This is a genomic window from Streptomyces sp. NPDC002788, assembly GCF_053592115.1.
The window spans coordinates 1-25210 of the sequence record NZ_JBSFVB010000012.1; the positions used below are offsets into that span (position 1 = coordinate 1).

At 72.5% G+C, this 25210-nt stretch carries 23 protein-coding genes and 3 pseudogenes; 17 read left to right on the forward strand and 9 right to left on the reverse strand.

Annotated elements, in window-relative coordinates:
* From ACWD1U_RS22230 to ACWD1U_RS22245, 4 genes are all read left to right on the forward strand, one after another.
* The coding region (locus ACWD1U_RS22230) for an alpha-glucosidase C-terminal domain-containing protein (RefSeq protein WP_451109846.1) at positions 1-735 on the forward strand (735 nt) is incomplete at its 5' end.
* A 28-nt stretch (positions 736-763) separates the two neighbouring features.
* Positions 764-2134 (forward strand): maltokinase N-terminal cap-like domain-containing protein, encoded by a 1371-nt coding sequence (locus ACWD1U_RS22235; protein ID WP_451109848.1) that lies wholly within the window; start codon positions 764-766, stop codon positions 2132-2134.
* A 3-nt stretch (positions 2135-2137) separates the two neighbouring features.
* Complete coding sequence (gene glgB, locus ACWD1U_RS22240; protein ID WP_451109850.1) at positions 2138-4345, forward strand: 1,4-alpha-glucan branching protein GlgB; 2208 nt, start codon at positions 2138-2140, stop codon at positions 4343-4345.
* Positions 4346-4458: 113 nt separating this feature from the next.
* Positions 4459-5547 carry a glutamate--cysteine ligase 2 gene (locus ACWD1U_RS22245; RefSeq protein WP_451109852.1) on the forward strand — a complete coding sequence of 363 codons (1089 nt, stop codon included), beginning with the start codon at positions 4459-4461 and terminating at the stop codon, positions 5545-5547.
* 27 nt (positions 5548-5574) lie between these two features.
* Here the strand turns inward: ACWD1U_RS22245 and ACWD1U_RS22250 are convergent, their stop codons facing one another.
* Positions 5575-5808 carry a DUF6480 family protein gene (locus tag ACWD1U_RS22250; RefSeq protein ID WP_451109854.1) on the reverse strand — a complete coding sequence of 78 codons (234 nt, stop codon included), beginning with the start codon at positions 5806-5808 and terminating at the stop codon, positions 5575-5577.
* 151 nt (positions 5809-5959) lie between these two features.
* On the opposite strand from ACWD1U_RS22250, the gene ACWD1U_RS22255 reads away from it, so the two are divergent.
* Both ACWD1U_RS22255 and ACWD1U_RS22260 read left to right on the forward strand, forming a co-directional pair.
* Positions 5960-7858, forward strand: coding sequence for an AMP-dependent synthetase/ligase (locus ACWD1U_RS22255; RefSeq protein WP_451109855.1), 1899 nt, complete (start codon positions 5960-5962; stop codon positions 7856-7858).
* A gap of 117 nt (positions 7859-7975) precedes the next feature.
* Entirely contained in the window at positions 7976-8410 is a 435-nt protein-coding gene (locus ACWD1U_RS22260) for an ATP-binding protein (RefSeq protein WP_451109857.1), read from the forward strand.
* A gap of 36 nt (positions 8411-8446) precedes the next feature.
* Here the strand turns inward: ACWD1U_RS22260 and ACWD1U_RS22265 are convergent, their stop codons facing one another.
* Complete coding sequence (locus ACWD1U_RS22265) at positions 8447-8818, reverse strand: PRC-barrel domain containing protein (RefSeq protein WP_451109859.1); 372 nt, start codon at positions 8816-8818, stop codon at positions 8447-8449.
* A gap of 346 nt (positions 8819-9164) precedes the next feature.
* Between ACWD1U_RS22265 and ACWD1U_RS22270 the strand changes: the two genes are divergently transcribed.
* The 9 genes and pseudogenes from ACWD1U_RS22270 to ACWD1U_RS22310 all read left to right on the forward strand — a co-directional run bounded on the left by ACWD1U_RS22270 (position 9165) and on the right by ACWD1U_RS22310 (position 18891).
* A complete protein-coding gene (locus tag ACWD1U_RS22270) occupies positions 9165-9557 on the forward strand; it encodes an STAS domain-containing protein (RefSeq protein WP_451109860.1) in 393 nt (130 codons plus the stop codon).
* 266 nt (positions 9558-9823) lie between these two features.
* Complete coding sequence (locus ACWD1U_RS22275; RefSeq protein WP_451109862.1) at positions 9824-10711, forward strand: STAS domain-containing protein; 888 nt, start codon at positions 9824-9826, stop codon at positions 10709-10711.
* Positions 10708-11127 carry an STAS domain-containing protein gene (locus tag ACWD1U_RS22280; RefSeq protein ID WP_451109863.1) on the forward strand — a complete coding sequence of 140 codons (420 nt, stop codon included), beginning with the start codon at positions 10708-10710 and terminating at the stop codon, positions 11125-11127. Before ACWD1U_RS22275 ends, ACWD1U_RS22280 begins: the two co-directional genes overlap by 4 nt.
* Positions 11127-11567, forward strand: coding sequence for an anti-sigma regulatory factor (locus tag ACWD1U_RS22285; RefSeq protein WP_451110206.1), 441 nt, complete (start codon positions 11127-11129; stop codon positions 11565-11567). The genes ACWD1U_RS22280 and ACWD1U_RS22285 overlap by 1 nt, the downstream gene beginning before the upstream one ends.
* Positions 11567-11983 (forward strand): annotated as a pseudogene (locus ACWD1U_RS22290) (anti-sigma regulatory factor); the annotation flags it as partial. The gene ACWD1U_RS22285 and the pseudogene ACWD1U_RS22290, both read left to right, overlap by 1 nt.
* A gap of 594 nt (positions 11984-12577) precedes the next feature.
* Positions 12578-13261: pseudogene (locus tag ACWD1U_RS22295) on the forward strand (SpoIIE family protein phosphatase); the annotation flags it as partial.
* On the forward strand, positions 13258-14985 hold the full coding sequence (locus ACWD1U_RS22300) for a PP2C family protein-serine/threonine phosphatase (RefSeq protein WP_451109864.1): 1728 nt from the start codon (positions 13258-13260) through the stop codon (positions 14983-14985). The pseudogene ACWD1U_RS22295 and the gene ACWD1U_RS22300, both read left to right, overlap by 4 nt.
* A 209-nt stretch (positions 14986-15194) precedes the next feature.
* Positions 15195-16565, forward strand: a complete 1371-nt coding sequence (locus tag ACWD1U_RS22305) for an NAD(P)/FAD-dependent oxidoreductase (protein ID WP_451109866.1) — start codon at positions 15195-15197, stop codon at positions 16563-16565.
* A gap of 82 nt (positions 16566-16647) precedes the next feature.
* A complete protein-coding gene (locus ACWD1U_RS22310) occupies positions 16648-18891 on the forward strand; it encodes an FUSC family protein (protein ID WP_451109868.1) in 2244 nt (747 codons plus the stop codon).
* An 18-nt stretch (positions 18892-18909) separates the two neighbouring features.
* On the opposite strand, the gene ACWD1U_RS22315 is transcribed toward ACWD1U_RS22310, so the two are convergent.
* The 7 genes from ACWD1U_RS22315 to ACWD1U_RS22345 form a co-directional block, all read right to left on the reverse strand.
* Entirely contained in the window at positions 18910-19344 is a 435-nt protein-coding gene (locus tag ACWD1U_RS22315; protein WP_451109870.1) for a hypothetical protein, read from the reverse strand.
* Between the two features lie 28 nt (positions 19345-19372).
* Complete coding sequence (locus ACWD1U_RS22320) at positions 19373-20212, reverse strand: DUF1206 domain-containing protein (RefSeq protein WP_451109871.1); 840 nt, start codon at positions 20210-20212, stop codon at positions 19373-19375.
* A gap of 183 nt (positions 20213-20395) precedes the next feature.
* Positions 20396-20896 carry a hypothetical protein gene (locus tag ACWD1U_RS22325; protein WP_451109873.1) on the reverse strand — a complete coding sequence of 167 codons (501 nt, stop codon included), beginning with the start codon at positions 20894-20896 and terminating at the stop codon, positions 20396-20398.
* A gap of 57 nt (positions 20897-20953) precedes the next feature.
* Complete coding sequence (locus tag ACWD1U_RS22330; protein ID WP_451109875.1) at positions 20954-21121, reverse strand: hypothetical protein; 168 nt, start codon at positions 21119-21121, stop codon at positions 20954-20956.
* Between the two features lie 108 nt (positions 21122-21229).
* Entirely contained in the window at positions 21230-21493 is a 264-nt protein-coding gene (locus ACWD1U_RS22335; protein ID WP_451109877.1) for a DUF5133 domain-containing protein, read from the reverse strand.
* A 32-nt stretch (positions 21494-21525) separates the two neighbouring features.
* Positions 21526-22389 (reverse strand): SigB/SigF/SigG family RNA polymerase sigma factor, encoded by an 864-nt coding sequence (locus ACWD1U_RS22340; RefSeq protein WP_451109878.1) that lies wholly within the window; start codon positions 22387-22389, stop codon positions 21526-21528.
* A gap of 202 nt (positions 22390-22591) precedes the next feature.
* Positions 22592-23026, reverse strand: coding sequence for an ATP-binding protein (locus tag ACWD1U_RS22345; protein ID WP_451109880.1), 435 nt, complete (start codon positions 23024-23026; stop codon positions 22592-22594).
* A gap of 270 nt (positions 23027-23296) precedes the next feature.
* On the opposite strand from ACWD1U_RS22345, the gene ACWD1U_RS22350 reads away from it, so the two are divergent.
* Both ACWD1U_RS22350 and ACWD1U_RS22355 read left to right on the forward strand, forming a co-directional pair.
* Entirely contained in the window at positions 23297-23518 is a 222-nt protein-coding gene (locus ACWD1U_RS22350; protein WP_451109882.1) for a hypothetical protein, read from the forward strand.
* 69 nt (positions 23519-23587) lie between these two features.
* Positions 23588-25062, forward strand: a pseudogene (locus tag ACWD1U_RS22355) (aminotransferase class I/II-fold pyridoxal phosphate-dependent enzyme).
* The last annotated feature ends 148 nt before the right edge of the window (positions 25063-25210 follow it).

Here is a 25210-nt window from a genome sequence, read left to right on the forward strand (position 1 = left end):
CACGACGAGCTCACGCTCGAGATGGTCACCGACGAAGAGCGCGACTACATGTGGGCCGAGTACGCCAAGGACCCCCGCATGCGCGCCAACATCGGCATCCGCAGGCGCCTCGCGCCCCTGCTGGACAACGACCGGCACACCATCGAGCTGTTCACCGCGCTGCTGCTGGCCCTCCCCGGCTCGCCGATCCTGTACTACGGCGACGAGATCGGCATGGGCGACAACATCTGGCTCGGCGACCGCGACGCGGTGCGCACGCCCATGCAGTGGACCCCGGACCGCAACGCCGGGTTCTCCACCTGCGACCCGGGGCGCCTGTTCCTGCCGGCGATCATGGACCCGGTCTACGGCCACCAGGTGACCAACGTCGAGGCGTCGATGTCCTCGCCCTCGTCGCTGCTGCACTGGACCCGGCGCATGATCGAGATCCGCAAGCAGAACCCCGCCTTCGGTCTCGGCTCGTACACCGAACTGCCGTCCTCCAATCCGGCGGTGCTGGCCTTCCTGCGGGAGTACGAGGACGACCTGGTGCTGTGCGTGAACAACTTCGCGCGGTTCGCGCAGCCCACCGAACTCGACCTGCGCGAGTTCGCCGGGCGCCATCCGGTCGAGCTGTTCGGCGGGGTCCGCTTCCCGGCCATCGGTGAACTGCCGTACCTGCTGACGCTCGGGGGCCACGGCTTCTACTGGTTCCGGCTCGCTCGAGTCGCATCCCGCATCGGCCGGCGACTGTGAGCGTGCGCCGACGAAAGGAGGCGTGACCATGCCGAAGACCGCATCCCTCCGCCCGGACCTCACGCGCCTGGCCGAGCCCATGGAGTCGCTCGGCGGGCTGCTGCGCGACTGGCTGCCCCGGCAGCGCTGGTTCGCGGGCAAGGACCGGCCCGTCACCGAGCTGGGTCTGCTGTCGATGACCGAGCTGTTCCCGGGCTGTGCGCACCTGCTGGTGCACGCCGGCCACGCGGGGTACACGGGCGTTCCCTCGCCCGGCGGTGCGCTCCCGGCCGGCGACTGCTACCAGCTGCTGCTCGGCGTACGGGAGCACCCCTCGCCGCGCCTCGGGCGGGCACTCATCGGGCAGGTGCAGGACGGGCCGCTCGCCGGCATGGCCGTCTACGACGCCCTGCACGACCCCCGTTCGGCCCAGCTGCTGCTGGACCGGCTGCGGCACCCCGGCACCGCGGGGCCCCTGCGCTTCGACTGCGACCCGGAGCAGGGAGTCCCCGCCGGTCTCGTGCCGCGGCTGCTGGACGCCGAGCAGTCCAACTCCTCGCTGGTGTACGGCGACGAGTACATCCTGAAGGTCTTCCGGCGCATCCAGCCGGGCGTCAACCCGGACCTGGAGGTGCCGGGGGCGCTGGCCCGCCAGGGCTGCCACCGCGTCCCGGCGCCCGTGGCCTGGTTCCAGACGAGACATCCGTTCAAGGCCACCCTCGGCGTGCTCCAGCCCTACCTGCGGGACGCCTCCGACGGCTGGACGCTGGCGCTGGACGCGCTGGCCACCGGTGACGACTTCACGGCTCAGGCCCGGGCGCTGGGCGCGGCCACGGCCGAGGTACACCTCGCACTGGCGTCGGCGTTCCCGGTCGGCCCGGCCGGCGAGAACGGGCGTACGGCGTCGGCGATGATCGAGCGGCTGGACGCCGCCGCGCACTGCGTGCCCGCGCTGCAGCCGTTCGTGCCGGGGCTGCGGACCGCGTTCGCCGCGCTCACCGCCTGCGACCCCGGGCCGCCCGCCCAGCGCATCCACGGCGATCTGCACCTGGGGCAGGTGCTGCGGGCCGGGCGCGAGTGGTTCGTCATCGACTTCGAGGGCGAGCCGTCCCGGCCGCTCTCCGAACGGCGCAGCGCCCACTCCCCCGTGCGGGACATCGCCGGGATGCTGCGGTCCTTCGACTACGCCGCCCGGCAGCGCCGCCCCTGGCGCCCGGAGTGGGCCCGCCGCTGCCGCGAGGCCTACTGCGCGGGCTACGCCGCCCGCGCCGGCTGGGACCCCCGCAAGAAACACGGACTGCTCCGCGCCCATGAGACGGACCGGGCCGTGTACGAGGTGCTGTACGAGGCACGGCACCGCCCCGACTGGCTGCCTGTACCGATGGCGGCGATCGAGCGCCTCGCCGTGAGAGGAGACTGAGCCGTGGCCCTGCGCGACACCTCAATCCCGGAGCCGTCCGGCCCGGTCCCGAGCCGGACCGCGCCCGCTCTGAGCCCGGAGGACCGCGGGCGTCTGCTGGCGGGCGCCCACCACGATCCGCACGCCCTGCTGGGCGCCCACCCGGTCCCGGGCGGGATCGTGTTCAGGGCGCTGCGCCCCTTCGCCCGCTCCGTGAGCGTCGTGATCGACGGCAGGCGCACCGCCCTCGTCTCCGAGGGCGACGGCCTGTTCTCGGGCGTGCTGCCGCTGGCGGCGATCCCCGAGTACACGCTGCACGTGGCGTACGACGAAGGCGAGCAGGAGGCGCACGACCCGTACCGCTTCCTGCCCGCGCTCGGCGAGCTCGACCTGCACCTGATCCGCGAGGGCCGGCACGAGCAGCTGTGGCAGGCGCTCGGCGCGCAGCCCATGACCCACGAGGGCGTGACCGGCACCCGGTTCACGGTGTGGGCGCCGAACGCGCAGGGCGTGCGGGTCGCCACGGACTTCACCTACTGGGACGGGACGCAGTTCCCGATGCGGTCCCTCGGCGCCTGCGGTGTGTGGGAGCTGTTCCTGCCGGGCGTCGGCGAGGGCACCGCGTACAAGTTCGAGATCACCTCCCGGTACGGCCGGCGCTTCCTCAAGGCCGACCCGATGGCGCGCCGCACCGAGGAGCCGCCCAACACCGCGTCGATCGTGACGGCCTCGCACTTCGAGTGGGGCGACGCCGCGTGGATGGCGCACCGCGCGGACCGGCCGGTGCACGAGGCGCCGTTCTCGGTGTACGAGGTGCATCTGGCGTCGTGGCGGCCGGGACTGACCTACCGGCAGCTCGCCGAGGAACTCCCGAAGTACGTCAAGGACATGGGCTTCACCCACGTCGAGCTGATGCCGGTCGCCGAGCACCCCTTCCACGGTTCCTGGGGCTACCAGGTCACCGGCTTCTACGCGCCGACGGCCCGGCTGGGCACCCCCGACGACTTCCGGTTCTTCGTCGACGCCTGCCACCGGGCCGGCATCGGCGTGATCATGGACTGGGTGCCGGCTCACTTCCCGAAGGACGACTGGGCGCTGGCCCGGTTCGACGGGGACCCGCTGTACGAACCCGGGGACGACCGGCGCGCCGAGCACCCGGACTGGGGCACGTACGAGTTCGACTTCGGCCGCACCGAAGTGCGCAACTTCCTCGTCGCGAACGCCGTGTACTGGTGCGAGGAGTTCCACATCGACGGGCTGCGCGTGGACGCGGTCGCCTCGATGCTCTACCTGGACTACTCGCGCGAGGACGGCCAGTGGGAGCCCAACGCGTACGGCGGCCGGGAGGACCTGGCGGCCATGACGTTCCTGCAGGAGATGAACGCGACGGTGTACCGGCGCGCTCCCGGCGTGGTCACCATCGCGGAGGAGTCCACCGCCTGGGGCGGGGTGACCCGGCCCACCGAAACCGGCGGGCTCGGGTTCGGTCTGAAGTGGAACATGGGCTGGATGCACGACTCACTGGAGTACATCGCCCACGAGCCGGTGCACCGCAAGTACCACCACCACGAGATGACGTTCTCGATGGTCTACGCCTACAGCGAGAACTACGTCCTGCCGATCTCCCACGACGAGGTCGTGCACGGCAAGCAGGCGCTGGTGTCGAAGATGCCGGGCGACTGGTGGCAGCGGCGCGCCAATCACCGGGCGTACCTGGGCTTCATGTGGAGCCACCCCGGCAAGCAGCTGCTGTTCATGGGGCAGGAGTTCGCGCAGGGAGCCGAGTGGTCGGTGGAGCACGGTCCGGAGTGGTGGCTGCTCGACGACGGCTACCACTCGGCGGGCGACCACCGGGGCGTGCGCGACCTGGTCCGCGACCTCAACGCCGCCTACCTGGCGACACCGGCGCTGTGGCAGTGCGACACCCGGCCGGAGGGATTCCGGTGGGTGGCTGTGGACTCGGCCGACGACAACGTCTATGCGTTCCTCCGGTACGACGCCGCGGGCAATCCGCTGCTGGCGGTGTCGAACTTCTCCCCCGTCGTCCGGCACGACTACGGCCTGTGGGTGCCGGGGGACGCCGTCGCCTGGCAGGAGCGCCTCAACACCGACGACCTGCGCTACGGCGGCAGCGGCGTGACCAACCCGGACCCGGTCAAGCCGGAGGACGGCTGCGTGCGGATCACGCTGCCTCCGCTGGCCACCGTGTGGCTGACGCCGTTCGCCGCGTGAAGTCCTGCCGCCCCACCAGGTGTCCGACCCGCCAGTGAGGGGCACTGGGGGTCGTACCACCGGGAAAACCCGGTGGTACGACGCGGCAGTGGCACAGAAGGGCGGGCATCAGGGTGCGCACCGTGGGAGTGGAGGAGGAACTCCTCCTGGTCGATCCGGAGACCGGCGAACCGCGGGCACTGTCCGCAGCGGTTCTCGCCCGGGCGGAGCAGGACGACGCGGGTCAGGACGTTTTCGAGAAGGAACTCCACGAGCAGATGCTGGAGTTCGCCACCCATCCGCAGTCCTCGATGGAGAGCCTGCGCGCGGAGATCGTCCGCTGCCGCAAGGAGGCCGCCCGGCACGCAGGTGACATCGGCTGCACCGTCGCGGCGCTCGCCACCTCCCCGCTGCCGGTCAGTCCCGCCATCGGCGTGAACCGGCGGTATCAGTGGATGGCCGAGCACTACGGCATCGCCACCCGGGAGCAGCTCGTCATGGGCTGTCATGTGCACGTGGCGGTCGAGTCCGACGAGGAGGGCGTCGCGGTCATCGACCGGGTGCGGCCGTGGCTGCAGGTCCTGACCGCGCTCAGCGCGAACTCGCCGTTCTGGCAGGGCAAGGACACCGGGTACAGCAGTTACCGCAGCCGCGTGTGGCTGCGGTGGCCGTCGGCCGGCCCGTCCGAGCTGTTCGGCTCGGCGGAGCGGTATCACCGGCTGGTCGCGGACATGGTCGCCACCGGCGCCATCCTCGACGACGGGATGATCTACTTCGACGCCCGGCTGTCCCAGCGCTACCCGACCGTGGAGTTCCGGGTCTCGGACGTCTGTCTGCACGCCGGCACGGCCGTGCTGGTCGCCACGCTCGTCCGCGGGCTGGTCGAGACCGCCGCCCGGGAGTGGCGCGCCGGGCGGGAACCGCTGGACCCCGGGGTCAGCCTGCTGCGGCTGGCCGACTGGCAGGCCGCCCGGTGCGGGCTCTCGGGCGAGCTGCTGCACCCCACGACCATGCGGCGCATGCCCGCCGAAGCGGTCGTCCGTGCCCTGCTCGACCATGTCGAGGAGGCTCTCGACGGCACCGGCGACCTGGAACGGGCCCGGGCCGGCTGCGAGGAGCTGCTGCGCGACGGCAACGGTGCGCAGGTGCAGCGGGAGCTGATGGAGCGCACGGGGAGCCTGCGGGACGTCGTCACGGAGTGCGTGCGCCACACGCAGGAGTGAGACGTCCCGGCGTCGCCGGGCGCCGGATCAGAGGATCAGGACGAGGGCGTAGGCCAAGAAGAACGCCGCGATCAGCACCGCGAGAACGATGATCACGGTCAGCGGTGCCTTGGCCCAGCCCTTGGACGGGTTGTGCGTCTCCCGGGGCAGCGCCTCGGGCATGCTGCTCTCCGCGGGCGGGGTCTCGCCCGGTGGCACGCCGCCACCGGGCTCCAGACCAGTGGTGCGGTCGGGATCGGGGTCGGGACTGTAGTGACTCATGCCGTCCGGGTCCCCCGGTCACGCCGAGATCATGAGCGCACCCACTTCCGTATTTCCCGACCCCGAAGGGTCCCTGCTCGACTACATTCGAGCACCGCCGATGACGGTACCCGTCGGCAAGGTCACACCCCGTACACGTCAGGAGCAGTGCATGCGCGATCTCGCCGTCGCTCCACCGGCCGTCTCGCCCCTGACCAGCGGGCTCGCCGACAGCGTCTTCGAGACGGCGGACCGCCAGCCCACCCGGCCCGTGCTCGCCCGCCGCGGAGGCCCGGCCTCCGTCACCTGGGAGGAGGTGACGGCGATCGAGCTGCGCGACGAGGTGATGGACGTGGCCAAGGGGCTGATCGCCTCCGGAATCGCCCCGGGCCACCGCGTGGCGATCATGGCGCGCAACCGGTACGAGTGGACGGTCCTGTGCTACGCGTTGTGGACCGTGGGAGCGGAGGTCGTCCCGGTCTATCCGACGTCGTCGCGCGACCAGGTGGCGTGGATCCTGCGGGACGCCGGCTGCGTGGCCGCGGTGGTCGAGGACGAGCAGGGCATCATGACGGTCGGGTCGGTGTGCGCTTCGCTGCCGCTGCTGCGGCACGTCTGGCAGCTGGACACGGGCGCGCTGGAGGAGCTGGCGACGCGCGGGGAGGACGTGCCGCTCGCCACGGTCGACTCGATGCGCCGCATCGTGCTGCCGGACTCCACCGCCGTCATCGCCTACACCTCCGGCACGTCCGGCCACGCCTTGGGCTGTGCCCTCAGCCACCGCAACCTGGCCGGTCCCTGCGACACGCTGGTGGCGGGCTGGGGGCACACGACCGCGCCCCGCGGTGAGCAGGGCTCCGTGCTGGCGTTCCTGCCCTTCTCCCATGTGTACGGGCTGATGATCCAGGTGCTGTGCGTGCGCGGCGGGCTGCTGATGGGCCACCAGGCCGATCTGAGCGGGGAAGCACTGGCCTCGGCGCTGCGCTCGTTCCGGCCCACGTACCTCTATGCGGTCCCCTCTGTTCTCGAGAAGATCTACAAGAACTTCCTGCGCACCGCGCAGCAGGGCGGTCACGGCGCGCTGTTCGAACGGGCCGCCGGGGCGGCGCGCGACTTCGCCGCGGCCCTGGAGCGCCAGCGGCTCGGCCGGGGCCGCGGGCCCGGTTTCGACCTGCGGCTGCAGCACGCCCTGTACGAGCGCACGGTCTACCGCCGACTGCGGGACGCGCTGGGCGGCCGGGTGCGGCGGGCCACGTCCGGCGGCTCGCCCCTCAGCCGCGATCTGTCGCTCTTCTACGAGGGCATCGGCGTCTACGTCAACGACGGATACGGCCTGACGGAGACCGCCGGCGGGGTGACGATGCAGCCGCTCGGCCGGGAGAAGTCGGGGACCGTCGGGCAGGCCCTGCCCGGCATGGAGATCCGGGTGGTCCAGGACGGGGAGATCCTGGTGCGCGGCCCGTCGGTGTTCCAGGGGTACGTGGGCGACGAGGCCGCGACCCGGGCCGCGCTGCGCGGCGGGTGGCTGGCCACCGGGGACCTCGGGCGGCTGGACTCGGAGGGCTATCTGACGATCACCGGCCGCAAGAAGGACATCATCATCACCAGCAGCGGCAAGAGCGTCGCCCCGGCCGGGCTGGAACAGCGGTTGCGGATGCACCCGCTCATCCACCAGGCGGTGGTCGTGGGTGACAACCGGCCCTGTGTCGGCGCCCTGATCACGCTGGACCCGGAGTTCCTGGCGCACTGGCAGGCGGCGCTGGCGCTGCAGGGCGAACTGCGGGAGGCGCGGGAGGAGAACGCGCTGCGGGAGGAGGTCGCACGGGCCGTGGCCGCGGCCAACAGTGCCGTGTCGCCGTCGGAGTCGATCCGGGTGTTCCGGGTGCTGGCGGAGCCGTTCGACGTGACCAACGGGTTACTGACACCATCGATGAAGCTGCGCCGCGACGAGATCGTGCGGCACTACGCGTCCGAGATCGAGGCGATGTACGCGTCGCGCAGGCGTCCGGGGCGGCCGAGCGCCATGGACGAACCGTCACATTGGGACGATTCGGACAATGTGTTTCGCTGAGCGGGGAGCCGGACGCGTAGGCCTCGCCCCCACGGGAACACGCAACAGTGGCGACGCAAGAGAAAGGACGACCGCCCTGACGCCAGCCCCAGCTGACGCCCGGGCCGGAAAGGCGATATGTCAACCGAGCCGCGTGGGGACGACGCCCTGACCTCCGAGGAGATCCCGAGCCGCACGAACAGCTTCGTGGGCGAGCCGCATGACGTGACAGGTGCGCGACTGGCCGCGGAGGAGTTCCTGCGTGATCTGGCACGCTCCTCACCGCCCTCTGCCCCCGAGTACTGGGACGACATCCTGCTGGTGGTGACGGAACTGGCCGCCAACGCGGTCCAGTACGCACCAGGTCCGTTCGCGCTGCGGATGCGCCGGACCTTCGACGGCGTGCACGTGGTCCTGCACGACACCAGCACCACCGAGCCCGCGCCACGTCCCTTCGATCCGCACAGCGGCGGCGGCGGCATCGGCTGGCACCTGATCCACACGCTGTGCGACCAGGTCAGTGTGGTGGCCGACGACCGCGGCAAGGACGTGCACGTGTTCCTGCCCTGGTGAGCCGGAGCGTCACGGGCGCGAGCGCCCGTGACCGGCTCAGACCGAGGTCGTCTCGCGCGGCGGCAGCCGGTGGTAGTAGTCACCCACGGCCGTCAGGTACTCCCGGTCCCTCGTCTCGCTGTCGGTCTGGAAGCGGGGCGCCGCCTTGGCGTCTCCCCGGGTGCAGGCCAGTGTGATCTTCCGGGCCCGCGCGTCTATGCCGGTGACGACTCCGGCCGGCACCAGGACGCTGCGGCCGAACACCCAGACGCCTGTGTCGACGACCAGGTGCCGCATGCCGTGCGGGGCGTCCTCACGGTCCACGTGCCCGATCGTGCCGTCGGTCGCCGCGACGCTGAACCCGGTCAGGTCCTGCCCCTCGGTATGGGCACTGCCCGGTGCGTACGACCAGATTCTGTCGATGGCCACGCTGCTCCATCCTCCCTGGCGGTGTGCGGATCCCGGAGCCGCGGCGGACGCCTCCCGCCCGTCCTGCTTCTCCACAGCGGCAATTACCCTCCTGGCGCAAGCGCATTCGGCGGACGGGCCCGCAACCGCGGCGACTTCCGCGGCGGATCTCGATGTCGTTCGCCTCGAGGAGGAATGGAGGCGGGGTTCCGGGGTAGTCGCGGGGGCGCGGTGACATCCGAGCCCGGCACGAAAGGAGGCACATGAGAAACGGCACCCGAGCCCGGAACACGACCGGCATCCCCCCGCACCGCGGTCATCCCCAGAGGTGACCAGCCCAGGCCGTAGCACTCGTTGGAGGTACCCCGTGCCCCTCGCCCAGAACCCGCTGTCCGTGGAAGTCGAACTGCCCCGGGAGGACGTGGCCCTGATCACGGTCGACGGCTACCTGGACGTCGACACCGCGACCGAGTTCCAGGCCCATCTGGCCAACCAACTCCACCACGGCCGACGACACTTCCTGCTCGACCTCTCGTCCGTCCCGTTCATGGACTCGTCGGGGATGAACATCATCCTGCGGGTCTACCAGGAGACCCGTAAGACCGAGGGCAGTGTGCACGTCATCAGCCCCACGCCGGCCGTGCGGCGCGTCCTCGACCTGACCGGCGTCAGCATCACCGTGCCGATATCGGAGAGCGTCGACGAGGCTCTGGCCCGTGTCGACGCGGGGCCGGAGATCCCGGAGGAGCCAGGAGTCTGACGGTTCGGGTACCCCTCGGGCACGGCGCCGGCGCGGACCGGTGGCCCGGTGCCCGGCTTCGGCCTGCCCGGATCGGCGTTGCCCAGCTCCGCACGCTGGTGACGCCGGTGGCCAACCGCCGTTCCCCTGAAGCGGATCGCTTGCCCCGGATCAGGTGTCGTGCGAGGTCGGCGCATGGTTAGAGTTGTCGCCCGGCAAGGGTCACATCGCCGTCTCGTTGCCTGAAGCGGGTTCGGCCGACGCAACGCGGATGAGGAGAGAAGCAGGTGCCGGAGCACGAAGCGGACGGACAGCTCGCCACGCCGACCCACGAGGTGCGGGACTTCCTGCATCGCCGTCGGGAGCAGATCGCTCAGCGGTGGGCGGACGATCCGCTGTTCCGCACCGTGTTCACCGTCTCGCGCGACGAGGCGGTGGAAGCGGGCAAGGCCATCGTGGACGCACTGGCCCAGGTGGCCGACTCGGACCAGGTGGAGGACCCGGACGCCGCGGGATTCAGCGGGGTACGCGAGCAGCTGGCCCGGATGGGCGCGGCGCGCTCGCGTGCCGGGCTGTCCAACACCCAGGTCTCCAGCGAGCTGGCCGCACTGCGACCGCCCGTGGAGAATCTGCTGGCCGCCGATCTGGAGCAGGTGCCGGCCGAGCACCTGCGGGCGTGTTCGACCGCGCTGACCGTGCTGATGGGGACCCTGCGGCTGGTGGCGATGCAGTCGGCGCTGAGCGAGTGGCAGGCGCTCAGCGACCGGCAGCGGCTCCAGCTCATGGAGGTGGCCACCCCCGTCATCCGCCTGTGGGACGGCATCGTGGCCGTGCCGCTGATCGGGACGCTCGACAGCGCCCGCAGCCAGATCGTGATGGAGACGCTGCTGAACGCGGTCGTCGATCAGCACGCCCGGTTCGCGATCCTCGACATCACCGGTGTGCCGACGGTGGACTCGCTGGTGGCGCAGCACCTGATGAAGACGGTCGCCGCGGCGCGGCTGATGGGCGCCGAGTGCATCGTCTCGGGTATCCGCCCCGCCATCGCGCAGACCATGGTCCACCTCGGCCTGGACCTGGACGTGATCACCCGCGCGAGCCTGGCCGACGCGCTCGGCTACGCGCTGCACCAGCTGGGCGCGGACATCGTGAGCCCGGGTGCGGGACAGCGGTGAGCGACGCGTACTCCCGTCCTGCCGCGGGCCACGTGCCGGTGCTCCGGCTCGGCGACATCCTGCTGGTCACGCTCCAGGGGGACCTGCACGACAGCTCGGCGCAGCAGCTCCAGGAGGACCTGGCGCAGACCATCTCCCGTACCGGGGTGCACGGCGTCCTCATCGACATCTCCGGCGTGGAGATCGTCGACTCCTTCCTCGGCCGGGTGCTGGCCGAGATCGCCGCGCAGGCCAAGCTGCTGGCCGCGCGCACCGTGGTGGCCGGTATGCGCCCCGCGGTCGCCATCACCCTGGTGGAACTGGGCCTGACGCTGCCGGGGCTGAGCACGGCGCTCAGCACCGAGGCGGGCATGGAACTGCTCTCGCGGCGGACGCCGGTGGCCCGTGCCGGCGGTCCGCGTCAGGAGAGTCCGTGATGCACACTGCCGCGGGCGTCGAGGCCTGCCTGCCCATCCGGTCCGACATGGACCTGGTGTGGGTGCGACAGCACGTGCGGCAGGCCGCCGCCCGGCTCGGCTTCGGCCTGGTGGAGCAGACCAAGCTGGTCACGGCGGCCAGTGAGCTGGCCCGCAACACCCTGGTGCACGGCGGGGGCGGGCAGATGACGGCGACGCGGGTCAGCAGGGCGGGTGCGCAGGGGCTGCGACTGTCCTTCAGCGACGAGGGGCCCGGCATCGCGGACCTGGACCTGGCCCTCAGCGACGGCTACACCTCCGGCGGCGGGCTGGGGATGGGGCTGAGCGGGGCGCGGCGGCTGGTGCACGACTTCGACATCGACAGCTCGCCGGGTGCCGGTACGACGGTGCGAGTGACCTGCTGGGCGGCCCACCCGCCGCGTCCGCGCGAGGAGGTCTGATGCCGCGCGTGTGGGACGTCCCGGTGCGCGACTCGACGCGGGTACGCGACGCGCGGGTCGCCGCGGAGGGCGCGGCCGCGCTGGCCGGGCTGGACGAGCGGCGCACCGCCGCTGCCGCGCTGGTCGCGACCGAGCTGGCCACGAATCTGCTCAAGCACGCCGAGGGCGGCCAGGTGCTCATCGAGGTCGTGGCCCCGCCGGCGCTGCGGGAGGGGCGTGAGGAGGCCCGGCTCGTGCAGATCGCCGCGATCGACCACGGCCCGGGCATTGCCGACCTCTCATCTGCCCTGCGCGACGGTTTCTCCACGACCAGCTCGCTCGGCGCGGGTCTCGGCACGTGCCTGCGTCTCGCCGACGACTTCGCCCTGCACAGCACACCCGGCCGCGGCACGGTCGCGGTGGCCCGCGTGGGAATGGCGCCCCGGGGTGACGGGGTGCTGCCGGAGGACTGGGGCGGTTTGTCCGAATCCGTCGGCGCGGCGGGCGCTCCTCCCCTGTGGTCCGGCGGCGCGGGTCCGGGCAGCGGGCAGCGGTCGGCCGACGCGCCGCGCAGTGACGTACCGGGCTGCCAGTCGCCGGTCGCAGCCATGACCTGCGGGGGGCTGACTGGGCACCCGGTGCAGCCGGGTGGCACGCCGGGCTTCGCCGGGACCACGGGGGCCTGCGGCGGTGCCGTCCGGGGAGGGGAGATGCCGGACGGCGAGCCCGCGTGCAGCGGAGCGCAGGCCGAGGCGTGCGCGCACCGGCCGGCGACGGCCGGGGCCCCCGGCCACGTCCCGCGGGAGCGCGAGCCGGGGCCACAGGCCGCTCCCGCCCGCCGCCCGGGCAGCGCCGCACGCGATCACGAGTCGCGGCCCCGAACCACTCCGACCGACCCCTCCGGCGGCGCGTCCGGGCACCGGGCCGCTCCGGCCCAGCCGGTGGGCGGCGGCCCGGGCGATCACGAGTCGCGGCCCCGAACCACTCCGACGGACCTCCCCGGCGGCGGCCCGCACGGTCGGGCGGCTCAGGCCGCTCCGGTCCGGGGCATGTCGGCGCGTGTCGAGCAGGACGCCTCGGTACGTGCACGTTCCGTTCCCCTCACCGACGTACGGGCCGGGGGTGTGAACATCCCCTACGGCGGCGCCGAGTACTCGGGTGATGCCTGGGCCTGGGTGCGGGCCGGGAACCTGGTGACGCTGATGCTGGCGGACGGGCTGGGGCACGGGCCGGAAGCCGCCCGGGCGTCCTCCACCGCCGTCACGGCGCTGCACCGCTGGGCGCACCTCTCCCCCGCCGAGTCGCTGCGGCGGCTGCACGACGCGATGAAGAGCACCCGGGGCGCGGCGGTCGCCCTGGCCCAGCTCGACCTGGGGACGGGGCGGCTGCGGTTCGCCGGGATAGGGAACGTGGGGGCGCGGCTGCGCGCGGACGGCGCGTGGCGTCCCCTGCTGTCGCGGCCCGGCATCGTCGGCGTGCACCGGCCCACCACCCTCCGCGAGGAGGAGGCCGACTGGGCTGCCGACCGGCTGCTGATCCTGCACACCGACGGCCTGCCCAGCCGCTGGGCACCGCCGTCCGGCACCGGTCTGCCGACCGCCGACCCGGCCGTGACGGCCGCCGTGACGATACGTGACGCGAGCAGTCCCGCCCGGCCGGTGCGGGACGACACCGCCGTGGCCGTGCTCACTCCGACCCCGCCGGAATCCCCATGATGCGCACTTGGCAGATCACCACCGTCACCGACGCGGCCCGCGCCCGCATCGCGCTCGCGCGCCTGGCCGCCGCGTACGGTGTGCCCCCCGTCGAGCGGACCCGGCTCGCCGCGACCCTCAGCGCCCACCTGCGGCAATGCCTCACCAAGGGCGGCACCTGGCGGCTCACCGTGCACCTGGCGGGCTCCCCCTCCCAGGAGGGGCTGCTGCACGCCGTGGTGACCCCGTCGCCGGAGGCCTCCGCCGCCGGGGAGCCGCCGTGGGAGGTCACGGTCCCCTGCCCCGAGACGGCCCGGGCCGCCGAGGACGGCATCGTCCCCGAGGACCCCGCGGCCCTCGCGGAGGCGCTGCTCGGCGCCGACGAGGACACGGCGGTGGTGCTGGCCAAGCTCACCGAGCAGGAGGACCTGGTCACCTTCCACCGTGAGGAGCTGCACCAGACCAATCAGGGCGTCCTGGCACTGCACGCCGAGCTGGACGCGGCCGGCCGGGCCCAGCGCGAGGCCTTCGCCGCCGAGCGCCGCGCCCGCAACGAGGCGGAGAGCGCCCGGCGCCGGCTGACGTTCCTCGCGGACGCCAGCGCCGTGCTGACGGCCTCGCTCAACCACGAGGAGATCGTGCGCCGACTGCCGGACCTGCTGGTGCCGGAGTACGCCAGCAGCGTCGACGTCTGGCTGTTCGACCAGGAGGACGACAAGAGCCGCGGGGCGCCGCATCCGGCCGCCGCCGTGGTGGCGGCCCGTACCGGGCGGCCCCAGTACGCAGCCGACCATCCCGGCAACCTGCCCGGCGTCGACGACCATCCGCCGTCCGCGCTGGATCCCACGCGGCCGCTGCTGTGCGTGCCGCTGCCGACGCGGCGGGCACCGCTCGGGGTCCTGACGCTGTCGCCGCCCGGTGCGCGCTGGGACCCGGACGACGCGGTGATGCTGATCGAGCTCACCCGGCGGGCCAGCATCGCGATCGACAACGCCCGGCGCTTCGAGCACAACCGGGACATCGCCGAGACGCTCCAGCGCGCCCTGCTCACGGACCTGCCGACCACGCCCGGCCTCAGCCTGGCCGCGCGGTACCTGCCCGCCACGCACGGGCTGAACATCGGCGGCGACTGGTACGACGCGTTCCCGCAGCGGGACGGCGGTCTCATCACCGTCATCGGCGACGTGACGGGGCACGGGCTGCACGCGGCCGTCATGATGAGCCAGCTGCGCACCGCGCTGCGGGCGTACGCCGTCGACGGCGACAGCCCGGGCCGGCTGCTGACCCGGCTGCACCGGTTCCTGCACCATCTGCAGCCGGACCTGTACGCCACGGCCGTCATCGCGCGCTTCCACCCGGACGAGCCCACCCTGACCTGGGCCGCGGCGGGGCATCCGCCCCCGGTGCTGCGATTGGCCGACGGCACCGTGCGCATCCTCGACGCCAAGCCCGGCGCCATGCTCGGCATCCCGCTCACCCAGGAGATCGACGACCACACCGTGCATCTGTCGCCCGGCTCGACGCTGGCGCTGTACACGGACGGGCTGGTGGAGCGACGGGCGCAGGGCATAGACCCGGGCATCGAGCGGCTGGCCCAGGCGCTCGGCGGGTTCCGTTCGGCGGAGCTGGACGCGGACCTGGAGGACTCGGCGGACCGGATCCTGCATCCGCTGCTGAGCGATTCCGAGCGGGACGACGACGTGTGCCTGTTGCTGTGTCATGTCAGGGGGGACGCCGCGTCCTGACGGCCGGCCGGGTGTGCACGCGTTCTTCACTCCTTGCCGGTGCTTTTCGGCCACGGTGCGGGCATGGTGGTGATCGACGCGTTCGTCTGCCCGGCGTGTCCGGCCGGCGTACCCGCCGGGCACGCGGTGGGATCGAAAGGGTGCGAACCAGCGATCCAGGGGCAGGCGAATGGCGTTCGAGGCATGACCGCCTGGAGCCGCAGAAAGGGATGAACACCGTGACACGACCCAGGATCCTGGTGGTTGGCGCAGGCTTCGCCGGCGTGGAATGCGTCCGCCGTCTGGAGCGGAAGCTCTCCCCCGACGAGGCCGACGTCACCCTGGTGACGCCGTTCGCCTACCAGCTCTACCTGCCGCTGCTCCCCCAGGTCGCCTCAGGCGTGCTGACGCCTCAGTCGATCGCCGTCTCCCTGCGCCGCAGCAAGAAGTACCGCACGCGGATCATTCCGGGCGGGGCGATCGGCGTCGACCTGAAGGCGAAGGTGTGCGTCATCCGCACCATCACCGACCAGATCGTCAACGAGCCGTACGACTACATCGTGCTGGCGCCCGGCAGCATCACCCGGACCTTCGACATCCCGGGGCTGACGGACCACGCGTTCGGGATGAAGACGCTCGCCGAGGCGGCGTACATCCGTGACCACGTCATCTCCCAGCTGGACCTGGCCGACGCGAGCCAGGACCCGGACGAACGGGCCTCGCGGCTGCAGTTCGTGGTGGTCGGCGGAGGCTACGCCGGCACCGAGACCGCGGCCTGCCTGCAGCGTCTGACGCACGCGGCGGTCAAGCGCTACCCGCGGCTGGACCCGGGTCTGATCAAGTGGCATCTGATCGACATCGCACCGAAGCTGATGCCGGAGCTGGGCGACAAGCTCGGCGGCAGCGCGCAGGAGATCCTTCGCCGGCGGGGCATCGACATCTCCCTGGGCACCTCCATCGCCAAGGCGGGTCCCGAGGAGGTCACCTTCACCGACGGGCGGGTGATTCCGACCCGCACGCTCATCTGGACCGCCGGCGTCGTCGCCAGTCCCCTGATCGCGACACTCGGCGCGGAAACCGTCAAGGGACGGCTCGCCGTCGCCGCCGAGATGAACCTGCCGGGCCACGACGGGGTGTTCGCCCTCGGCGACTCGGCCGCCGTGCCCGACCTGGCCAAGGGCGACGGGGCCATGTGCCCGCCCACCGCTCAGCACGCGCTGCGGCAGGGCAAGCACGTCGCCGACAACGTCATCGCGTCGCTGCGGGGCCAGCCGATGACGCCGTACGTCCACAAGGACCTGGGGCTGGTCGTCGACCTCGGCGGCACCGACGCGGTCTCCAAGCCGCTGGGCATCGAACTGCGCGGCCTGCCCGCCCAGGCCGTCGCCCGCGGATACCACTGGTCGGCGCTGCGCACCAACGTCGCGAAGACCCGGGTGATGACGAACTGGCTGCTCAACGCGGTCGCGGGCGACGACTTCGTCCGGACCGGGTTCCAGGCCCGCAAGGCGGCGCGGCTGAAGGACTTCGAGTACACCGACGCCTATCTGACGCCGGAGCAGGTGCGGGCGCAGATCGAGGGATCCGCCCGGCAGGAGTAGCCGGGCCGGTCGGGGCCCTCCGCCGGTGGCGTGTCATGCTGGGATACGGATCTTGGTGTGAGTCGGAAGAGAGTGCGGCGGCGTGAGGGCAGCGGGACGCTCGGTGCGGACACGACTGCGGGACCGGATCGCGGCGTCCGACCCCGGGCTGCTGCGCCTGACGGCCGGTTTGCGGACGGTCGGCGCCATCGCCCTCACCCTGGCCGTGCTCTCCCTGCTGCGGACCGATGTGCCGCACCTGGTGGCGGGGGCCATGGCGGCGATGGTCGCCACCTTCGCCATCCGGGAGAAGCAGCCGGCCGCGCAGGCGGTGACGCTGGCACTGGGGCTGCCGGTGGCGCTGGCCTCCGTGAGCCTGAGCGCGGTGCTCAGCGAGCGTCGCGTCATCGGTGACGCCTTCTTCATCGTCCTGATCTTCTGCGCGGTCTACGGCCGCCGGTTCGGCGACCGGGGCACCGCGCTCGGGCTGATCGGCTTCCAGGTCTACTTCCTGTCCCTGTTCGTCGGCGCCGCCGTCTCCTCGCTGCCCGCGCTGTACGGCGCCATCGCCGTGGCGTTCGGCTCCAGCGCCCTGATGCGGTTCGTGGTGGTACCCGCGACGCCCACGGGCATCCTGGTGCGGCTGCGCCTTGCCTTCCGCGCCCGGCTGGCCCAGCTGGTGTCCGCGCAGCTCGACCTCCTCGACGCCGGCGATGACGACATGGACAAGTCGCTTCAGGCCGTCCGCGAGGGCACCGCGCGGCTGCACGAGACGGCGATGATGATCCAGGGGCAGTTGGAGGAGGGCACCCCGGACGAGTCGGCGGCGCGACTGGTGCAGCGCCGGATCGCGGACGCCGAGATCGCCGCCGAGCGGCTCGGCCTGCTGCTGCTCTCGGCCCGCAGCGCCGAACGGGCCGACACGCTCACGCTGCACCTGCCAGGAGCGCCCGCCCCGTCGGTGGCGGTGCCGGCCGTGCCCGACGCGGCCACGGCCACCCTCCGCCGGGATCTGCGGGCGCTGCACACCCTCGTCCTGCGGGCCGGCACCGGCGACACGGGAACCGCGCTGGCGCATGTGCGCAACCGGCTCCTCGGCTACCGGGACGAGGAGAACCTGCCGCCCGCGTCCGCCGCCGTCCAGGACGTCTTCCGCTGCATCGGCGAGGCGGCCCGCGCCGTGCTCGGGCTGCGGATCGCGCTGGACGGCCCGCAGGACGAATCGGACGACAGCCCCGCCACGGCCCGCTCCCGCGAGGAGCTGGACGCCGAGGAGGCCGCGCTCGACGGAGGCACCGAGGAGCCGTCACAGGAGGAGCAGAGAGGTCTGCGGCGGCCCACCACGCGCGCTGCCGTGCAGGTCTCCGTCGGGTCCTCGCTGGCCATCGTGGGCGGCGAGCTGCTGTCCACGCAGCGCTGGTACTGGGCGGTGCTCACGTGCTGGATCGTCTTCATCAACACCTCCTCGACGGGCGAGATCCTGGTCAAGGGCTACCGGCGGCTGCTGGGCACGGTGTTCGGCGTCGTGGCCGGTATCGTCCTGGCCGGTCTGGTCGGCAACCACACCTGGACGGCGTTCGCCCTCGTACTGGTGCTGATCTTCGCGATGTTCTACACGGCGCCGCTGTCGTACACGCTGATGTCGTTCTTCGTCACGGCGATGCTGGGACTGCTGTACACGCTGCTGCACACGTACAGCCTCGACGTGCTGGTGCTGCGGATCGAGGAGACGGCGCTGGGCGCGGCCTGCGGGGTGGTCGCGGCGGCGCTGGTGCTGCCGGTGCGGACCGACCGCCGTACGAACGAACTGCTCGTCACGGTGCTGGAGCGGCTGGCCGACGTCTCGGATGCCGCGGTCGGGCAGCTCAGCGGCGGGTCGGCGGACGAGCTGCTGGACAAGGCGCGTGACCTGGATCAGGCGCTGGCCGACCTGCGGGCCGCCACCCAGCCGCTGATGCATCCGGTCACGCCGCTGCGGACCCGTCGGGACACGGCGCAGTACGTGGTGGCCCTGCTGGAGACGTGCGCATACCACGCGCGGACTCTGGCGGCGACCGCCGAGCTGCTGCCCACTCACCCGTCGATCGCGGCGGATCCGCGCCTGCGCGGGGCGGCCGGGCGCACGGTACGGAACATCGAGACCATCGCGGCGCGGGTCGCGGACGAGCACGCGGCTGCGAAGGTCGAGACCGGTCCGAGCATCGCCTCGCTGCTGGGCTCGGACGCCGGCACCCCGCGCTACGGCCGGATCACCGACCGCGTGCTGCGGCATATGGAGCGGCTGGACGAGGCCGTCGTGGGCCTCGCCCGGCCGCTGGGCGTGCCGGTGGCGGCTCCCCGGGGCTGAGGCGGGCGGCTTCCTGTTTCAGAAGTCCGTGGGCAGGCCGCTCACCTCGGCGATGCCCCGCAGTTCCTCGGTCTGCCGGTGCCGTTCCTTGATGTAGTCGGCGATCTCGCCGAGGCGGACCGGGTCCGACGCCGTGGACGCGTCCGTGACGATCCGGACCGGTCCGGTCTCGTCGACATCGAGTTCGATCACTTCGTTGTCGAGGCGGCCGGTGACGGCGGTGGCGATGACGAGGGCCACCTCGTCACGGACCTCCTGGGGCAGTTCGTCGTCGGCCCCGGAGTCGAGCGCGAAATCGAGCCCGGCCAGGCGTTCCTCGTCGATCGCCTGGAGGACCGGTTCGACCACACGCATCAGGAGGCTGTAGTCATCCGTGTCCATCCGGATGCGCAGGAGGTCCAGGTACACGTCCACGGGCCGGCCGTCGCCATGCGGAATCTCGGAATCGCTCATTGGCTTCGTGTTCCCCGCACGGCGCGGCTCAGACGCGCCGCCACCGGGCCATGGCGAAGGAGAACACCCCGAAGAGCATGAGCCCGACCGCGACGAGCGCCAGCAGCCAGGGGCCGAGCGGGGTGTCGGCGAAGCTGCGCAGGGTGTCGTCCAGACCCTTGGCCCGGTCGGGTTCGTAGTCGATGGCGGCGCGGACGGCGAAGACGCCCGCCACCGCGAACACCAGCCCGCGGGCGGCGCCGCCGGCCATGCCCGTCGCGTCCACCAGCTGCCGGGTGCGGTGGCTCATCTGCCCGAGCCGGAGCTTGTCCTGGTACTTGCGCAGCACCGCCCGCACGCCGATCCAGCCGCCGGCCGCGACGATCGCGATGCCGGCAGCACCCACCAGCCACTGGCCTGCGGGTATCTCCAGGACCCTGGCGGTGGCGTCCCGGGACTGCTGGTCGCTGGATCCCCCGCCGCTCTGGTGGCGGCTCGCCGCGAACGACAGCACGGAGTAGGCGACGAAGACGTAGAAGGCGAAGCGGACCGTCGCCAGCAGTCGCTTGCGCGGGCTGCGGCCGTCCTTTCCGACGGAGCCGAACAGCACCTCGGACAGCCGCCACAGGGCCATGCCGACGAGCCCGGTGCCCAGGGCCCACAGGAGCACCGCGCCGAAGGGCTTCTGTGCCAGTTCCTCCAGGGCTCCCCCGCGGTCGGCCTGCTCGCCCGTGTCGCCGAAGGCGATCTGCAGGGCCAGCGCTCCGACGAGCAGATAGATCACACCCCGGGCGGCGAGGCCCGCCCGTGCCGCCCCCTCGGTCGCCGAGCCCCGCGCCATCCGCCGGGCCCGGAACCGACCGCTCTGTGCCATCGCACTCGTGTTCATGTGACCTCCCGGCAGTCCGGATGCCCCGGGTCCGCGCCCACACACCCGGCGCGGGCCGCCGGAGCAGGAGGTTCCGGCCAGTACCGGGGAGCCGTTCTCACAGCCGCACTCCGACGTCCCCTGCGTCACGGGGGCCGGACGGCCGGCACGTCGACGCCCTCGGTCACGGGGGCGCGACGGCCTTCACGAGGGCGGGCCCGCACGGCAGCCCTTTCCGTCCCATGACCGGTACGGCCCGTCGAGGCGCCCCCTGCCGCCCGGGTCAGGAGCGCCGGAGTCTCGATCCGCGGTCGGCGCGGCCCAGGGCGTACAGGTGTTCCAGGGCGTCGAGGACCACCGTGCGGTCGTGCCAGGCGGGCCGGCGGCCGCGGCCTCCCCGCCCACGGTGTCGAGGGCCTTGGTCTGCGCCGTCGTCAGGCCTCGCAGGGGGCGTCCAGATGAGCCAACGAATTCGGCCCTGAGCCCGGTGTGCTCCTCGATGCGCAGCCCGCCGCGGGCCCGGTCGGCGAGCTGGACGTTGCCCATGTCGGTGCCGACCACCGCCAGGGTGCGGCCCGCACGGCCGGCGCCGCGGCTGCCCGAGCCTGCCCTGTGGGCGGTGGTGAAGGTCAGGTCGGGTTCCGGCTGCCGGACGCGCCGCGGGAACCACAGCCGCCCCCGTGCGTCGGGGCGCGGTGCGGTCACCAGGACGCCCGCCGGCGTCCGCAGCTTGACGTCGTAACCGCTGGGACGCCCGCTGCATCAGCGCGAGGCGCTCTCGGCGTCGGGGAGCCCGTACCGCTCCTGCAGCATGCCCTGGGTCTGGGAGATCAGCGGGTACACGCGCGCCCGGGCCCGCAGGTCGCGCACTTCGGCGCGCAGGCGCTCCAGTTCGCCGTCGTCAGCGGCCGTCCGCTCCGCCGTGGACATGGGCCTACGCCTCTGTGTACCGCACGAACGGGCCCGGCCGACGACTGCCGCCGTCGGCCGGGCCTTTGTTCAGCCTCGCCTTCCCCGCCGCGTCACGCACACACGCGGTCAGGCCTTCCCCGCGGCCGGCACACGTGCTTCGGCGGTCAGGGCAAGGGTCTTGCGGGCCGGCGCGGGTGCGGCCGCGAGCCACTGGTGGGCGGCTTCCAGAGCGCGCCGGATGTCCCGGGTGCCGGTGGACACGCACAGCGTGTACGCCAGGTCGCGTGCCCGGGGGTTCGCCTCGACCGGACCGCGGCCGGCCTCGGCGGCGGACAGCGCCTCGTACTCGTCGACGAGGCGGCGCAGCACGGCGGGATGGGGCCTCAGCATTGTTTTTGTTCGCTCCTCGTGGGTTCGGGTGGTCAGGCAGTCGTGGTGGGGCCGCCGGTGGCCCCGGTCCCGGTCCGCTGTCCCAGGACCTCGTCGCGCACGCGGGCGCAGCTGCGGCTGATGAGACGGGACACGTGCATCTGGGAGATGCCCAGCCGGTCGGCGATCCGGCTCTGTGTCATGTCCTCGAAGAACCGCATGTAGAGGATGGCCCGTTCGCGTTCCGGCAGTCGGCGCAGGCCTTCCTTGGCGGATTCGCGGTCGACCACGACGTCGTAGGACGAGTCCGCCGCGCCGAGGGTGTCCGCGAGGCTGTAGCCGTCGTCGTCGGCCGAGAGTTCGGCGTCCAGCGACAGGGTGCTGAAGCTGTCCAGGGCCTCGAGCCCGGCATTGACCTCTTCCTCGCTCAGGCCGGTGTGGGTGGCGATGTCCGCCACGGAGGGCTCGGGGCTGCCCGGGTTCTGGGTGAGTTCACGCCGTGCCACGCGCACCTTGTTGCGCAGTTCCTGCACGCGGCGGGGGACCCGCAGGGCCCACATACGGTCGCGGAAGTGCCGCTTGACCTCGCCGGTGATGGTGGGGACGGCGTAGCTCTCGAAGGCACCCCGGCTCGGGTCGAACCGGTCGATGGCCTTGACCAGCCCGAGGGCGGCCACCTGCCGGAGGTCCTCGATGGACTCTCCGCGGTCGCGGAAGCGGCCGGCGATGCGGTGGGCCATGGGCAGCCACAGGGTGACCAGTTCGTCGCGGACGGCCTCCCGCTCGGGGCCTTCCTCCAACTCCGCCATTCGGGCGAAGAGGGCCGCGGTGTCGGGGGCGTCGTCGTGGCGCCGCCGGGAAGCGGGGGCTGTCGTTTCGGGCGTGCCGGGACGATGGGTGGGCGTTTCGATGAGCATGCGGATTCGCTCCTGAACGGTGGTTTCAGGGTCTGACCGCGGGAGAGTCGCTGCCCGGAATCGCCAGGACGGCCTCCGGAGCAGTCATACCGCTCCCGCTGGCGCGCCTCCGGTCCGAAGCACGAAACTGCGTCTGCCCTGCCCCCGGGGGTACAAACTCCGCTTTGCCGAGCAATCTGCGGAGGGCCCGGTCAACGGGCTTTCAGACGAGGGGAACGACGGCGGTGATGCACTTGCCGCCCGCGGGCAGGTCCGACACGCGGACGTCGCGGGAGAGCCGGCAGACGATCGGCCAGCCGTGGCCGCCGTGCCGTATCCGTCCCTGCGGATCGCTGCGCGGCGCGGTCACGGGAAGCTCGTCACTGCGGTCGCTCACCGACACGCGTACGCCGGGGCCGTCGACATGCACCTGGAAGTCGGTGACACCCCCGCCGTGCAGGATCGCGTTGGTCGTCAGCTCCGAGGCGACGAGCAGCGCGTCGGACAGGGCGTCCGCGTCGCAGGGGGTGTGGGTGGCGCGGCAGCGTTCGGCCACGGCCAGCTCCACGACCCGGCGCGCCTCGGCGGGTTTGCACGGCCGGGCCCGGTGCACGCCGGGCGGCTCGAATACGGGTTCGGTCATGTGCTCCTCGCACATCCTGCAACTCCCTGGTCGGTGAAGACGGAAGCCGGATCGGGCCGCGTTCCGCTGCCGCCCGCTCGGGCACGCCCGGGGCCCACGGACCCGCTGCTTCCTGCAACCTGCCACGGCGTTCGGGGCGCGGACCGCTCGATCGCCGCGAGTCTTACTCTCCGGCTCACCTCTCCCCGCACCTGCAAACCTCCGGTCCGCCCGGAAGGCCCGAAAACACCTCGGACGGCCGCGAGTGGGTGCCATCTCCGGGCGCTGCCGGGGTACGCGATGGTCATGACCGATGTGGTGGATTCCGACGAACTGCTGCGGCGCATCCAGCGTGCGAGGGCCTGCGCGCTCGAGGAGGAGCGGGCGTGGCGGACGAAGAGCGAGGAACTGGACGCGACCGACCCGCAGGGGGCCCGGGACGCGACCGTGCGGCGGATGTCCTACGAGGCGGTGCTGAGGGTGCTGGACGAGATCGTGGCTCCGGGCCGACACGCCGCGGAGGGATGACCGGGTGGTGCGGGGCCCGGTGACGGGCCCGGGCTGATTGCCCGCGCACACGCCGGCAACCCGGTGTACATGACAGCCGACCACACCCGTGCACCAGTTCTGGAAGCCCTGGACGCGTACCGCAGGAAGGGGCATCTGTCGTTCACGCCCCCGGGGCACAAGCAGGCCCGCGGCGCCGACCCGGCGGTGCGGGAGGTCCTCGGGGACGCGGTGTTCCCCGGGGACGTGCTGGCCTCGGGCGGTCTGGACGACCGGCTCACCCGGGGCCGGGTGCTGCAACGGGCCCAGGAGCTGATGGCCGACGCGGTGCACGCCGAGCACACGTTCTTCAGCACGTGCGGCAGTTCCCTGTCGGTGAAGGCCGCGATGCTGTCGGTCGCGGGTCCGCACGAGAAGCTGCTGATCGGGCGGGACGCCCACAAGTCGGTGGTGTCGGGCCTGATCATCTCCGGTATCGAGCCCGTCTGGGTCGAACCCCGCTGGGACGCGGAGCGGCACCTGGCCCACCCCCCTTCCGCCGAGGAGTTCGACCGGGCCTTCGAGGCGCATCCGGACGCACGCGGCGCGCTGGTCACGAGGCCCACGCCGTACGGCGCCTGCGTGGACCTGCGGGCGGTCGCCGACGTCTGTCACCGGCGTTCGCGGCCGCTGATCGTGGACGAGGCGTGGGGCGCTCATCTGCCGTTCCACCCGGATCTTCCGTCTGGGCGATGGACGCGGGTGCGGACATCTGCGTGACCAGCATCCACAAGATGGGCAGCGGCCTGGAGCAGGGCTCCGTCTTCCATCTTCAGGGCGACCTCGTCCCGCCGGAGCTGCTGGGCATGCGCGCCGACCTGCTGGGCACCACCAGCCCGTCGGTGCTGATCTACGCGGCCTTGGACGGCTGGCGGCGGCAGATGGCGCTGCGCGGCAAGGAACTCATGGGCGGTGCGCTGGAGCTCGCGGCCGAGGTCCGGGCGGACATCGAGGAGATCGACGGGCTGCATGTCAACGGCCGGGAGGACTTCTGCGGCCCGGGCCTGTCCGACGACCTCGACCCACTGCCCGGCGTCATCGACCTCACCGGTCTAGGGATCACCGGCTTCCAGGCGGCGGACTGGCTGCGCAAGCACCGGAACATCGACGCGCATCTCGTGGACCACCGCCGCATCGGCGCGCAGATCACCCACGGCGACGACCGGGACACCACCGGGGAGTTGCTGGAGACGCTGCGCGACCTCGCACGGGTCGCCCGGGACCTGCCCCGGGCACCGCGGGTGGACGTGCCGCCGCCCGCCGAGCTGCGGATGGAGCAGGCGGTCCTGCCGCGTGACGCGTTCTTCGGCCCGGCCGAGAACGTGTCCGTGGGCGAGGCGGCCGGGCGGATCGCGGCGGAGATGATCACGCCGTACCCGCCGTGGATTCCGGCGGTTCTCCCGGGCGAGCGGCTCACCGAGCCGGTACTGGCGTACCTGCGCACGGGACTGGCCGCGGGCATGCACCTGCCCGACGCCGCGGACCCCGGCCTGGAGACGGTCCGGGTGCTCGACGAGAGCGCGTAGCGCCCTGGAGTGAAACAGGTCACGCGTCCCGGTTTCCGGTACGCAGGCGTGCCGGGGATGGTTTATCGTTCACTCATACGTGGTGCCGAAGTCGACCCGCTGTCCTTCGCGCGTCACCGCATACGGCCCTGGCTGGTCTCCCCCGTCC